General features: G+C 71.2%; 13 protein-coding genes. 9 read left to right on the forward strand and 4 right to left on the reverse strand.

Translation table 11 applies throughout. From position 1 onward, the window contains the following. Nucleotides 1–279 precede the first annotated feature (279 nt). Genes D7X55_RS25100 through D7X55_RS25110 form a run of 3 tightly spaced genes read left to right on the forward strand, consistent with a single transcriptional unit; the run spans nt 280 to nt 2,183 of the window. Complete coding sequence (locus D7X55_RS25100) at nt 280–852, forward strand: hypothetical protein (RefSeq protein WP_147442863.1); 573 nt, start codon at nt 280–282, stop codon at nt 850–852. A 3-nt stretch (nt 853–855) separates the two neighbouring features. Continuing rightward, nucleotides 856–1,359 carry a hypothetical protein gene (locus D7X55_RS25105; protein ID WP_120550711.1) on the forward strand — a complete coding sequence of 168 codons (504 nt, stop codon included), beginning with the start codon at nt 856–858 and terminating at the stop codon, nt 1,357–1,359. Continuing rightward, nucleotides 1,356–2,183 (forward strand): hypothetical protein, encoded by an 828-nt coding sequence (locus D7X55_RS25110; protein ID WP_120550710.1) that lies wholly within the window; start codon nt 1,356–1,358, stop codon nt 2,181–2,183. Before D7X55_RS25105 ends, D7X55_RS25110 begins: the two co-directional genes overlap by 4 nt. A 1-nt stretch (nt 2,184) precedes the next feature. Here the strand turns inward: D7X55_RS25110 and D7X55_RS25115 are convergent, their stop codons facing one another. Continuing rightward, the gene (locus tag D7X55_RS25115) at nt 2,185–2,646 is read right to left on the reverse strand and encodes a putative toxin-antitoxin system toxin component, PIN family (protein ID WP_121724418.1); all 462 of its coding nucleotides are present in this window, start codon (nt 2,644–2,646) and stop codon (nt 2,185–2,187) included. A gap of 167 nt (nt 2,647–2,813) precedes the next feature. Between D7X55_RS25115 and D7X55_RS25120 the strand changes: the two genes are divergently transcribed. Both D7X55_RS25120 and D7X55_RS25125 read left to right on the forward strand, forming a co-directional pair. Next, nucleotides 2,814–3,428: a CAP domain-containing protein gene (locus tag D7X55_RS25120; protein WP_121724412.1), complete on the forward strand. Its 615-nt coding sequence runs from the start codon at nt 2,814–2,816 to the stop codon at nt 3,426–3,428. Nucleotides 3,429–3,465: 37 nt separating this feature from the next. Next, nucleotides 3,466–4,656 (forward strand): cysteine desulfurase-like protein, encoded by a 1,191-nt coding sequence (locus D7X55_RS25125; RefSeq protein ID WP_120550708.1) that lies wholly within the window; start codon nt 3,466–3,468, stop codon nt 4,654–4,656. Between the two features lie 71 nt (nt 4,657–4,727). Here the strand turns inward: D7X55_RS25125 and D7X55_RS25130 are convergent, their stop codons facing one another. Next, nucleotides 4,728–5,609: a DMT family transporter gene (locus D7X55_RS25130; protein ID WP_121724413.1), complete on the reverse strand. Its 882-nt coding sequence runs from the start codon at nt 5,607–5,609 to the stop codon at nt 4,728–4,730. Nucleotides 5,610–5,634: 25 nt separating this feature from the next. Continuing rightward, nucleotides 5,635–7,188, reverse strand: a complete 1,554-nt coding sequence (locus tag D7X55_RS25135; protein ID WP_147468281.1) for a DUF4153 domain-containing protein — start codon at nt 7,186–7,188, stop codon at nt 5,635–5,637. Nucleotides 7,189–7,446: 258 nt separating this feature from the next. Here D7X55_RS25135 and D7X55_RS25140 point away from each other — a divergent pair, with 258 nt between their 5' ends. Continuing rightward, nucleotides 7,447–8,448 carry an endonuclease/exonuclease/phosphatase family protein gene (locus D7X55_RS25140; protein ID WP_121724415.1) on the forward strand — a complete coding sequence of 334 codons (1,002 nt, stop codon included), beginning with the start codon at nt 7,447–7,449 and terminating at the stop codon, nt 8,446–8,448. A gap of 243 nt (nt 8,449–8,691) precedes the next feature. Next, entirely contained in the window at nt 8,692–9,741 is a 1,050-nt protein-coding gene (locus D7X55_RS25145) for a GNAT family N-acetyltransferase (protein ID WP_121724419.1), read from the forward strand. Here D7X55_RS25145 and D7X55_RS25150 read toward each other — a convergent pair. Further along, nucleotides 9,725–10,849: a hypothetical protein gene (locus tag D7X55_RS25150; RefSeq protein WP_121724416.1), complete on the reverse strand. Its 1,125-nt coding sequence runs from the start codon at nt 10,847–10,849 to the stop codon at nt 9,725–9,727. The genes D7X55_RS25145 and D7X55_RS25150 overlap by 17 nt on opposite strands. 88 nt (nt 10,850–10,937) lie before the next feature. Here D7X55_RS25150 and D7X55_RS25155 point away from each other — a divergent pair, with 88 nt between their 5' ends. Both D7X55_RS25155 and D7X55_RS25160 read left to right on the forward strand, forming a co-directional pair. Further along, entirely contained in the window at nt 10,938–11,471 is a 534-nt protein-coding gene (locus D7X55_RS25155; protein ID WP_121724417.1) for a hypothetical protein, read from the forward strand. A 90-nt stretch (nt 11,472–11,561) separates the two neighbouring features. Next, the coding region (locus D7X55_RS25160) for an APC family permease (protein ID WP_147470201.1) at nt 11,562–12,316 on the forward strand (755 nt) is incomplete at its 3' end.

Consider the following 12,316-nt stretch of genomic DNA (forward strand, 5'->3'; position numbering starts at 1 on the left):
CGCCTGGACCGGGGCCGGAGCCGGCGCGGGCGCCGGGACGGGGGTGACGACACGCGCGGCACAGCCGGCGCAGAACAGGAGGATCAGAAGTGAGGAACGCACCGGGGGCGAGGATGACCCGAGACGCGGATGACTCCAAGCATCCATCCCGGATTTCACCGCCTGCGCGCCTGCCCCCCGAGCGCGCGTGAAGGCAGCTCTGGCCTTGATTGACAGAAATGAAGTCTTTCACGTCTATTGCCATCTCCACCGCTTTCATCACCGCAGTGCGCCCTCCCCATGATGCGAGTGTTTCGCCCGGCCGTTCCCACGGCGGCGCGCCCTCACGGCGCGTACGCGCCGCGTGACGGCTGGCATTCCACCGGGTCCATCCCCCGGCTCCACACCCTCCCCGCTCCAGCGCCCGCGCCGCTCGCACCGGCGGGGAGCATCGCGCTCCTGCTGACCGTGGCGGGCGACGCGCTGCACCTCCAACTGGCTGAAGCGCTCGCGCCCCCCTCCGCCTCCGCGAGGGACGTGCTCGACGCGCGCCGGAAGGCCGGCCGCGAAGGCTCCGCGTGGCCCGAGCACGTCGCGGAGCTCTGCTACGCGGGCGAACCGTGGATGACCGGGCTCGTGCTGGATGCGAGGACGGACCTCACGTGGCGGGTGCAGGACTTTCCCGGCGCCGCGCTGGAGCCCGGGAAGCTCTCCCTGCGCACCCATTGCGCGCGCGCGGGCTTCTCGCTGGAGGCGAGCGTCGTGCTGACGCCGCCCGCGATGAACGACTTCGAGTCGCTCGCCCAGCAGGAGTTCCCACCGCTCGCGCCCTCCGCCCGGCAGCCGTGGCTGCGGTGGGAGCAGGGACGTTAAGACATGCTCATCCGTCTCATCCCACGGTTGCTGCTGGCCTGGTTCACGGTGTCGTTCGTCTGCCAGTTCCTCCCCATGCGCCTGCAGGGGCTCTTCCGCGCCCTCGACGTGTTCGGGCTCATCCCCCGGTGGATGTTCTTCTCGCCATCGTTCTCCGCGTCGGACTACCACCTGCTCTACCGCGAGGCGCTGTGTGACGGGACGCTGACGCAGTGGCGCGAGATTCCGCTGGCGGAGCGCCGCTCGCTGCTGGGCGCGGTCTGGAACCCGGAGCGGCGTCACCGCAAGGCGGTGGCCACCGCGGTGGCCAGGCTGGTGCAGCAGGCCGAGTCCAGGCGAGGTCCCTTGACGCAGGCCCATGGCTACGCGGCCATCCTCGCGCTCATCACGTCGCGCGGCGGCACCCCGCTCACGCGCGCGTTCCAGTTCGCCATCGCCGAGTCCTTTGGCTACGAGGCCCGGACGCCGTCGCGCATGGTGCTCGTCTCGGAGCTGCACGCGCGATGATTCCCTTCACGGAGACCCCCGACCTGGCGCTGTACGCCGTCCGCGTGCTGATGGCGCTGGGCATCCTCATCACCACGGGCGAGTTGCTGGCCAACTGGCGGGACCACGCCGACGGCGGCTTCTCCGGCTGGCCGCTGCTGCGCCAGCTGCTGGAGCAGTTCAAGGGCGGCCCCGTCCTGCGTTTCGCCGTGTCGCTGGTGTCCCACGCCCGCTTCCTGGGCTGGCTGGGGCTGAGAGCGCTCTGCGCGGCGGCGCTGCTCGTGCCCGCGCTGCCGGCGCCGCTGGTGCTCGCGGCCCTGGCGCTGCTCTTCGTGACGGACCTGCTCGTCTCCATGCGCCTGCAGTTCGGCAAGGACGGCTCGGACCGCATGGTGCGGCTGCTCAACGTGGCGCTGCTGCTGGTGGCGCTGGCGCCGGGGAACCCGCGCGTGCGGGACGCGGGGCTGGCCTTCATCGCGCTCCAGGGCTGCCTGGCCTACTTCACCACGGGCGTCTGGAAGGCCCTGGGGCCGCAGTGGCGCGACGGCCAGGCCGTGTTCCTCGTCTTCAACACCCGCGCCCACGGCACGCGCCCCGTGGCCGCGATGCTGGCGCGCCAGCCGTGGCTCACGCGCCTCTTGAGCTGGTCCGTCGTCGGCGTGGAGGCCCTGTTCCCGCTGGCCCTCGTGGGTGGCCCCACCGTGGCGCTCGTCTTCCTCGCATGGGGCGTGGTGTTCCACGCGACCAACTCGCTGGTGATGGGCCTCAACCCCTTCTTCTTCGCGTTCGTCGCGACCTACCCCGCCATCCTCTTCTGCGCCGCGCACGGCGTGCTGCTCCCCTGAGTCACGGATCCGCCGCCCCCGCCTCCAGGAGCGCGGCGGCCTTCCGGGGTGCCAGGATTTCAAAGGGCAGGCGACGCCCGCCGCCCATCGACAGCACGCGCTGGTCCTTGCTCACCAGCCACGCCGCACCGGCGCGCGCCGTCAGCTCCAGGAACTTCTGATCATCCCGGTCGCGGCACGGCGGCAGCTCCACCGGTGAGCCCTCGCCGTCCGCGACGCGCACGAGCGCGCCGTACGCGTCACGCACCGCCTGCTGCGCGTCCGCCGCCAGCTTGAACGAGGGATAGGCGAGCACCAGCGCCAGCTCCTTCAACGTGTGCCGGTCCGCCCACGCCGTCAGCGCGCCCGAGCGAAGCGCCTGCCTCAATGGCCGCGTGAAGGCGTCATCAAAGACGAACACATCCAGCACCACGTTGGTGTCCAGCACCACGGAACGAGCGGCAGGCACAGCGGAAGGCGTCATCACGTTGCAGGAACTTTCCGTCACCAACACCGCTGACACAACCCTGTCGTTTCACGCGTCAATCACAATGCACGGCGCGTCCCTGGCACAAACCAGGAATCATGGACAAAGATGCTTTCCGCTGAACCCCTCCCCCTGGCCGGCCCCCGCCGGCGAAAGGTCTGTCCATGAAGCCCTCGTCCCGTTCCCTGTGTCTGAGTTTGCTGAGCGCCGCTGCCCTGCTGGGTGGCTGTGGAGGCGAGGAGGCTCCCACGCAAGCGGGTGAAGGCGTCGTCGTTCCGCCGGTCCAGACGGACGTCGCCGGCAACGGGCTGAGCGCGAGCGCGGCGTACTGCGATGACGTGACGACGTGGGACCCGGCCTGGGTGGCGTTCGAGAACGAGGTGCTCACGCTCGTCAACCAGCGCCGCGCGGCGGGCGCCACCTGTGGCGGCGTGGTGAAGCCGGCGGTGGGCGCGCTCGTCAACAACGACCTGCTGCGCTGTGCGGCGCGCAAGCACTCCAAGGACATGGGCACGAACAACTTCTTCAGCCACACGGGCTCCAACGGCTCCACGCCGTGGCAGCGCATGGCGTCCGCGGGCTACAGCTACCGGACGGCGGCGGAGAACATCGCCGCGGGCTACAGCACGCCGACGGCGGTGGTGAACGGCTGGATGGCCAGCACCGGCCACTGCAACAACATCATGAACGGCGCGCTGAAGCAGACGGGCATCGGCTACTACAACGCGCCGTCCAGCTCGTACCGCGCGTACTGGACGCAGGACTTCGGCACGCCGTAGTCCGCGCACCCGGGCGGAGGGCTATGCTTCGCGCACCATGTCCTCCCCCTTCGCCGAGCACTTCCCCGCCCTGCGGTCCGGCTTCAGCTATCTGGACAACGCGGCGGGGGCGCAGGTGCCCACGCACTGCATCGACGCCATCCACCAGTTCCTCTCGGGTGGAAGCTGCAACGTGGGCCAGCCCTACCCCGCGTCCCGCGTGGCCACCGCGCTCAAGGCCCGGGCGCGTGAGGAGACGGCGGAGTTCCTCCACTGCCGGCCCGACGAGGTGATGCTCGGGCCCAGCGCCACCGCCCTCACCTTCCAGGTGGGCCGGGCCGTCTCACGCCTCTTCAAACCAGGCGACGAGGTGGTCATCTCCGAGCTGGAGCACGAATCCAACGCGGCCCCGTGGCGCGCGCTGGAGGCGCAGGGTGTGAAGGTGAGCACCTGGCGCGCGAGCTGGCCGGAGGGGCGGCTGGAGGCGTCCGAGCTGAAGAAGCTCGTCACGCCGCGCACGCGGCTGGTGGCGGTGTCCGCGGCGGCGAACTCCGTGGGAGCGACGCCGGACGTGGCCGCCGCGGCGGAGGTGGCGCACGGCGTGGGCGCGTGGCTGTTCGTGGACGCGGTGCACTCCAGTCCGCATCACCTTCCGGACGTGCGGGCATGGGGCGCGGACTTCGCGGTGTTCTCGCCGTACAAGGTCTTCGGTCCGCACCTGGGCTGTCTGTACGTGCGGAGAGAGCTGCTGGCGGGCCTGCCCGCGGACAAGCTGTGGTTCATGCCGGATGACGGTCCGCAGAAGTTCGAGCCGGGCACGGCGAACCACGAAGGCTGGGCGGGATGGCTGGGTTCCCTGCGCTACCTGCGCGACGTGCTGGGCGGTGGCCAGCCGGGGCGCGAGGGATTGACGCGGGCCTTCCAGCGCATCACGCAGCTGGAGCAGCCGCTCTTGGAGGCAGCGCTGGAGCAGCTGTCCCGGCACCCGCGCGTGCGACTGTACGGACCGAAGACGTCCGCCGGCCGCGTCGCCACGTTCTGCTTCAACGTCACCGGCGTAGCGCCCCGCGCGGTGGCGGAGCACCTGGCGGAACAGGGCGTGGGCGTCGCGGCGGGGCACTACTACGCGACGATGGCGGCGGAGGCGCTGGGGCTCATGCCCGACGGCGCGGTGCGCGCGTCCCTGCTGCACTACAACACGGCGGAGGACGTGGGACGGCTGCTCGCGGCGCTGGATTCGCTCCCCTGATGCCGGGAGGCATCGTCCATCGAGGACTCCCGCTGAGCGTCGGCTTCGACCTGGCGGTCCACGAATTCTGATCACGCCTCCACGGGCGGAGGGGGATGCTTCGCCGTCAGCGTTGCCCCTGCGGACGCCACGCTCACCAGCGCGACCGCCAGCCATTGCAGGGGCGTGAGCTGCTCGCGCAGGACCAGCCAGCCCACCAGCGTGGCCACCCCGGGCTCCAGGCTCATCAGGATGCCGAAGGTGCGGCTGGAGAGCTGGCCCAGCGCCATCATCTCCAGCGTGTACGGCAGCGCGCTGGACAACAGCGCCACGCCCAGGCCCGCCGCGAAGAGGCCCGGCGTCATGCGCTCCAGGTGCCCCTCGCGCAGCATGAAGGGCAGCACCGTCAACATCGCCACCACCATGCCCGCCGCCACGCCCTGCCCCTCCGGCACCCGGCGCGACAGCCTCCCGCCCATCAGGATGTAGAGGGCCCAGCAGCCACCCGCCGTCAGCGCCAGCATCACGCCCAGCGGATCCAGCGAGCCCGGCTTCGCCGTCCACGGGGTGATCAACACGATGCCCGTCGCCGCGAAGAGCACCCACAAAAAGTCCAAGGCCTTGCGTGAACCCACCACCGCGAGCACGAAGGGCCCTACGAACTCCAGCGTCACCGCGAGCCCCAGCGGGATGCGCGAGATGGACAGGTAGTACGTGAGGTTCATCACGCCCAGCGCCACGCCATACGGCACGATGGCCGCCCACTGCGCCCGCGTGTAGCGCAGGAGGGACGGGCGGAAGAACGCCAGCAACATCACCGACGCGAGCACCAGCCGCAGCCCCGCGGCCCCAACCGCGCCCAGCACGGGGAAGAGCCCCTTCGCGAGCGCGGCGCCCCCCTGCACGCTCACCACGGAGATGAGGACCGCGGGAATGGGAGGCAGGGGGGCACGGCGTCCGGCGACTTCGCTCATGGCGCCGCAATGTAGCCAGGGTGCCTCACGGATTCACGGGCTCACTCCACGCCCCTGTCCGCGGCAGCGCACGGCGGGCGAGGAAGCGGGAGACATTCCACTCCGAAAACGAGTCCCGCTGCTCCAGCCGCATGCGGTGCTGCTTCAGGACGGGCGCCACCCGCCACTGGTGCTCCTGCGGAAGGTGGGCGCCCGCCTGGACCAGCCCGGGCACGGCGTCCGCGGACATGTCGTAGAACATCTCGGTGTCCAAAGAACCGGTGCGCGCATACCGCTCCAGGTTGTGGCGGATGATGAACGCCTCCGGGTTGAGGAAGTTGAGCACCAGCACCGAGCCCAGCGCCGTGGCGAACGCACCCACCGCGAAGCGCTCCGGCTTCCACCACAGCGTCACCGCGCGCCAGGCCAGCACCGCGCCCAGCGCCCACATGAAGACGTGCGTGTGCACGCGCAGCAGCGTGTAGCCGAAGGCGTCCTCGTACAGCGACAGGCGCCGCATCGCGGACGCGAGGATGATCAACGTCAGCGCCACCATCAGCGACGTGCTCGCGCGGAAGACGGTCTGCGCCATGCGCGTCTCCCGCCGCGTCCAGTGCGCCAGGGCCATGACCAGCACCAGCGTCAGCGAGGCGACGACCACCAGTTCGAAGAAGCCGCGCCGCGCGTACTCCGCGAAGGTGTAGCCGGCCGCGGGCGACGACGCGTCACCGATGAACAGGTACGACACCTGGAAGGCCGCGAAGACGAAGAACAGCGCGTTCACGGCGAAGATGAGCGTGAGCGCCTCCACGAATCCCAGACGCGGCGAAGCGGACACCACCTCCGCGTCCCCCAGCTCCTTCGGGGCGCGGCGGCGCAGCGCATGACCCAGCACACCCGCGGCGACGCACGCGCTGAACGCCACGGCGAGGCCGCGCACCACCATCAACTCCATGTCCAGGTTGAACGACAACAGCCGGCCCACGGTGGAGGAGAAGATGCCGTCCGCGGACTCCAGCAGCACCCCGAACACGAACAGCACCGGCAGCGCCAGCAGCAGGCCTCGCGTCAGCGCCCCCAACAGGCGCGAGTGCGCCTTGAGGCCACGCACGTCCACGCTGTCCCGCACGAGCACCGGCGGGTAGAGCAGGCTCTGCGCGGCGGAGCCGAAGAAGACGAGGACATAGTCGATGAGGCCCAGGCGCTGCACGCGGCCCGCGGCCCAGAAGTGCGACAGCATCATCAGGAGCACGGCCGCGGTCACCACGTTGAGCATCAGCAGCCACGAACTGTCCCGCACCGCCACGAAGGCGCTGACCAGTCCCAGCGGCGCCAGCAGCCACGCATTGGGGCGCGCGCGCTGCCAGCCCTCCCGTCCGCCCAGCCACACGAGCGCGCCTACCAGGGCGGCCACCACCAGCGGAAAGCCCAGGCCCCATCGCGCCGTCTCGAGCAGGACCTCCGCGAGCACGCCCACGGCCAGCGACGCCGCCAGCATCCGGCGTGGGGCGCGCACCCACGGCAGGACCGACCCGCCCGGGACGGTGGCGGCAGGAGCGGGAGAAGGAGGAAGCGGGGACATGGGAACGGACGGGGTCATGGCGTCGGCACCTCTCGGGCGGGTCAGCACCCGGAACGCGCACAGGATGCACACGCCCGGAGGCACGGCTGGGGGCCTCGGGGGCGAGCGGTCGCGGGGGCACGCCGAACGGCGCCGGCCCTCGCGTGGCCGGTCGGCCCCACCCAGGGTCCGTGGAGTCAGCGCCCTGCGTGAAGGTGCGAGCCGCGCCGCGTCGCCGGACACTCCCAGGCGGTCCGGGCAGCCTCGAAACAAGGTCGATGTTAGGTTGCCGCCCCGATGTCACCCCTGACGCGGCTCCCCTTCCGCTTCCGTCCCCGTCCGGCCCTCGCCCTGTGGGGCCTGGTGCTCGCGCTCGCGGGATGTGACGGCACGTCCCCCCAAACCCCGCCGGCTCAAGACGCCGGAGGCTGCGTCCAGGGCAACTGCCCGCAGCCCGACAGCGGCACGGCGCCCCTGCCGTCCGGCGCGCACGTGCGCATCGCGGCGTACAACGTGCACCGCCTCTTCGACACCGTCTGCGACACGGGCTCCTGCGGCGGCTCCAACTACGAGGAGCTTCCCACCGAGGCGGAGTTCCAGGCGCAGGTGGCCCAGCTGGGCCCGGCCATCAACGCGCTCCAGGCGGACATCGTGATGCTGGAGGAGGTCGAGACGCAGCAGTCGCTGGACGGACTGCTGGCCCGGGTCCCCGCATACGGCTACTCGATGCTCGGAGAGACCTACTCCCCGGCCTCGGTGGACGTGGCGGTGCTGTCCGTGTTCCCCATCATCGAGACGCGCAGCCACCGCAACCAGTACATCATCAAGCCGGACGGTTCCTTCACGCGCTTCTCGCGCGACCTGCTCGAAGTGCACCTGGACGTGGACGGCCGGCGGGTCATCGTCTTCGCGGCGCACTTCCGCTCCAAGGTGAATGACGATCCGGACCGCCGCATGGCGGAGGCCAACGCCTCGCGGATCATCCTCGTCGAATCCGCGAAGGAGTTCCCGGACGCGCTGGTGGTGCTCGGCGGGGACCTCAACGACGTGCCCGGCTCGGACCCCATCAACGCCATGGATGAATCGCTGCTGCGCGTCGGCAGGGACCGGCCGGACAGCGCCACCTGGACGTACTTCTATTCGGGCAGGGGTCAGGCCATCGACCACCTCTACCTCGCGCCCAACGACGGCGGCGCGTACGTCCCGGGCTCCTTCCGCGTGGCCCGAGACCCCAACGGCGGCTACGGCGGCTCCGACCACGGGGCGGTGTACGCGGACTTCGTGCTCGCCGCGCCCTGAACCGCGTTTGCGACGGCGAGCTCCGCACACTGCCCCGCCCTGGCAGCGCGGTGCCTGTGGACCACCGCACGTGGAAGGGCTGGCATTGACTCGGCAATGACAGCCAGGGAGGGAGCTTCCTCGGCGGCCGGTTTCCAGCCCGGCCGCCCTCCCTACCTTCAGCGCCATGAAAGCAAGCTCATGGCGCATGCGTGCGGCACGCCCTTCCCGGGCGCTTCGGCATCCTGTCCCCGGGGGCAGGCCATGATTGAGGTGCGCACCTTCGAAGGCGACGCGTCCGAGGCCTCCTGGTTCCTCAACCGCGTCTGGCAATCCACCTATGGAAAGACGGCGCCGCTGCCCGTCTGGGACAAGCGCTTCTGCGACTGGAGGCTGTTCCGGGACGGCCAGGCGCCGCGCGACTACCTGCTGGCGGCGTACGAGGGAAGGCACCTGGTGGGCACCCTCTTCGCGGAGCCCGCGAGGCTGCGCCTGGGACGCGTGGAGGTGGACGGCAGCTATGGACTGCGGGCCACCGTCACGAACTCCCATCGGGGACAGGGCATTGGCGCGAAGCTCGCGAAGGAGCTGCTCCGGCGGCACCAGGACCGGGCCGCGCGGCTCACCCTGGGCTTCACGACGACGGAGCCCCGTCCCCCGGGCTTCTGGCGGCGCGCGTGGAACACCCGGCTGTTCGGCGGGCTGGGGCTGTGGATGTATGCCTTTGATGCGAAGGCGCTCGCCGGCTGGTCCTTCACGGACAACGAGCGGCGGCTCTTCACCCTGGCGCATCCCCTCCTGCGGCACCGCTTCCGGGAAGCGGACGGCCAGGGCATCCGTCCCTACCAGCCCGCGGACCTGGGCCGCTGCATGACGCTGGTCCGCGACATGCTGCGCCCGGTGACGCTGGGCTACACGTACACGACCGAGCAGCTGGCGGCCCAGCTCCAGTACCGGGACGTGCCGCGCACCTTCGTGCTGGAGCAGGACGGCGAGGTGCGCGGGCTCGTCAGCTCACACAGCCTGTTGATGACGGGCGTGGGGGAGCTGACCGCGGAGGTCGTGGACCTGATGGCGTTCGACGCCGCGGTGTCCTCGGAGGACCGGCAGCGGCTGCTCCAGGTGGCCATGCAGGACATGGAGCGCCGGGGTGTGGCGTTCGCGGGCATGCTGCGAGGGCCCGGCACCTCGGCGTGTCTGTTGTTGCGCTCGGGCTGGGTGCCCCTGCCCCGGCGCGCGCAGGTGACGTGCCTGATGCCCACGTGTGACCTGGACCTGCCCGCGGATCCGTGTGTCTTCACGCACCTGCGCTGACGCGCGAGCCCTGGACCTTGCGGAAGAGCAGCACGACCCCGCTGGCCACGGTCCGCACTCCGCCGCCCGCGCAGACGCACAGCGCGGGCAGGACGAGCAGCAGGTACTGCGGCCACTTGGTGTTCCACAGCAGCAGGAACACCAGCCCCACGACGGCGGCCACCGCCCACACGGGCCGCTCGCGCCACGTCCGGGGCAGGCCCAGCACCGCCAGCGGCAGCAGCGCCCGGCCGTTGAAGTGCGTGAGGTAGATGCCGGGGTCGGAGTTGGACAGCCAGGTGTCCGTGAGGAACGCGAGCGGCTGATACCAGGGCAGCCCGGCGCGGCGCACGTGCTCGTTGTGGGAGTAGTTCCAGTGGAAGGTGATGGACTCCCACAGCGACGCGAACGGCGAAGCCCACAGCGCGGGGTTCGCCAGGATGAAAGCGGCCGCCGTGGACACGACGATGGCGGCCCACGGACGCCACTGCGTGCGCGCCCCCATCACCAGGAAGGGCAGGAACGTGAGCCCGCCCACCAGGCCATACGGATACTTCCCCGCCGCCGCAATCCCCAGCAGCACGCCGGACACCGCCGTCCATCCCGGCGCGAAGCCCCTGCGCCGGGCGCGCTCGAAGGCGAGCAGCGCGAGCACCGCGAGCAGCCCCGGCACCGCCTCCAGGTACGCCTGGGACGTGTACTTCGTGTGGTACGGGTCCCACGCGAGCAGCAGCGCGCCCAGCGGATCCACGAAGGCGACGAGCCCCACCTGGAGCACCCCGGCCACCGCCGACAGGCCTCGCGTCACGTTGAACGTGGGGCGCGCGGCGTCCGGGATGGGCCGGCCCATGGGGACGTCCGACCAGTCCGGCTCGGACGCGCCCGAGACGCGCACGGCCTCGGCGAAGAGCAGCTTCACCAGCGGCGGGTGTTCGAAGTTCTCGCGGACCTTGCCCACGTCGCCCCAGCGGCCCTCGTCGAGCAGGTGGGCGTAGGTGAAGGCGATGGGCAGGTAGGTCGCCTCATCGAAGTCCTGGCCCAGCCGCTCCACCGCGCGGGAGCGCTGCCAGGTGGCGACCACGATGGCGACGAATGCGACGAGGAGGGCCAGCAGGCGAGTGCGGGACACGCGCGCACGGATATCACAGACATGCGGCCCGCCGGGCAGCCGGAGCACGGCCCTGGTGGCGCGCGCCCCGGCGCCCCAACTTCACGACATGAGAACCGCTCGCATCCTCACCGTCGCCGCCCTGCTCGCGGGCGGATCCGCTGTCGCGAAGAAGGCCGAGACCCTGGAGCTGCGGACCCACGACACGACCGTGCGTGCGAGCGTCACCGCGCAAGGTCTCCAGGGGCCGGAAATGAAGCTCCAGCTCTCCGACAATGCCTTGAAGGGCCAGGCCTTCCAGCGCCCCGTGGACCTGAAGCTGTCGGAGCGGCGCATCGAAGGCACCGTGGACAAGAAGCCCGTGGAGCTCACCGTGGACGAGCGCCCCGACGTCGTGGAGATGATGGGCACCTTCGCGGGCCAGCCCTCGTCGCTGACGCTGAGCCCGGACGCGCTGACGGGGTCGGTGGGGCCGTGCGGCTACAACCTCATCATCGAGCGCGACCGCAAGCACTACCGGGGGACGCGCGCCTGCGGCGACCAGCGGGAGAACGACGTCTTCGTCGCCATCCCGAAGTCGCTGGAGAAGGAGCCCGCGCCCGGGCGCATGGCGGCGCTGAGCGTGCTGCTCTCCCAGCCTTGAGGTGGGGCTCGGCGATGGCGCGCACGGCGCGGGTGTAGTGAAGTCCCAGGCGTGTCCACCCTTCCCTCCGGCGTCGCGCCCGAGCGCACCATCGGGCCCCTCCAACTGCTGGCCCTGGGCGTCAACGGCATCGTGGGCGTCGGCATCTTCTTCGCGCCCGCGGAGGTCGCGGCGCAGGCGCCCGGCCTGGGCGCGGTGTGGGCCTTCGCGCTGACGGGGCTGGCGCTGGTGCCGGTGGCGTTCGCGTTCGCGGTGCTCGGCCGGCGGTTCGACTCGGATGGCGGGCCCGTGGTGTTCGCGAGGGCGGCGTTCGGAGAACGGGTGTCGTTCCTCGTCGGCTGGGTGGCCTACGTCAGCGCCTTCCTGAGCACGTCCGCGGTGATGGCGGGCCTGGCGCGGGCGGTGGCGCCATCGGTGGGCCTGGGAGGCCCGGTGGGCGAGCGGCTGCTGGCCTCCGCGCTGGTGACGGGACTGGCGGCGCTGGTGGCGTCAGGCATCCGCGTGTCGGCGAGGACGTGGACGGCGCTCACGGTGCTCAAGCTCGTGCCGCTGGCGCTGCTGCTCGGGGCGTTCTTCCTCCTGCCGGACCAGGACGTGCCGCCGCCGCTGCCCGCCACGGGGGCGTCGTGGCTGAAGGCGGGGCTGACGGTGATGTTCGCCTACCAGGGCTTCGAGATCGTGCCGGTCATCGCGGGGCAGGTGCGCGCGTCGGAGCGCACGGTGCCCATGGCGACGGTGGGCTCGCTGGTGCTGGCGATGCTGTTCTACGTGGGGCTCGTGTGGGCGTGCGTCGCGGCGCTGCCGGACCTGGCGAGGGCGGCGGCGCCGCTGGCGCAGGCGGCGGG

This window comes from Corallococcus sp. AB049A, assembly GCF_003668885.1.
GTDB classification, from domain to species: Bacteria; Myxococcota; Myxococcia; order Myxococcales; family Myxococcaceae; genus Corallococcus; species Corallococcus interemptor.

Coding starts and splice junctions, on each gene's coding strand:
- D7X55_RS25100 (WP_147442863.1), top strand. CDS start 280: ATGATGCGAGTGTTTCGCCCGGCCGTTCCCACGGCGGCGCGCCCTCAC.
- D7X55_RS25105 (WP_120550711.1), top strand. CDS start 856: ATGCTCATCCGTCTCATCCCACGGTTGCTGCTGGCCTGGTTCACGGTG.
- D7X55_RS25110 (WP_120550710.1), top strand. CDS start 1,356: ATGATTCCCTTCACGGAGACCCCCGACCTGGCGCTGTACGCCGTCCGC.
- D7X55_RS25115 (WP_121724418.1), bottom strand. CDS start 2,646: ATGACGCCTTCCGCTGTGCCTGCCGCTCGTTCCGTGGTGCTGGACACC.
- D7X55_RS25120 (WP_121724412.1), top strand. CDS start 2,814: ATGAAGCCCTCGTCCCGTTCCCTGTGTCTGAGTTTGCTGAGCGCCGCT.
- D7X55_RS25125 (WP_120550708.1), top strand. CDS start 3,466: ATGTCCTCCCCCTTCGCCGAGCACTTCCCCGCCCTGCGGTCCGGCTTC.
- D7X55_RS25130 (WP_121724413.1), bottom strand. CDS start 5,609: ATGAGCGAAGTCGCCGGACGCCGTGCCCCCCTGCCTCCCATTCCCGCG.
- D7X55_RS25135 (WP_147468281.1), bottom strand. CDS start 7,188: ATGACCCCGTCCGTTCCCATGTCCCCGCTTCCTCCTTCTCCCGCTCCT.
- D7X55_RS25140 (WP_121724415.1), top strand. CDS start 7,447: ATGTCACCCCTGACGCGGCTCCCCTTCCGCTTCCGTCCCCGTCCGGCC.
- D7X55_RS25145 (WP_121724419.1), top strand. CDS start 8,692: ATGATTGAGGTGCGCACCTTCGAAGGCGACGCGTCCGAGGCCTCCTGG.
- D7X55_RS25155 (WP_121724417.1), top strand. CDS start 10,938: ATGAGAACCGCTCGCATCCTCACCGTCGCCGCCCTGCTCGCGGGCGGA.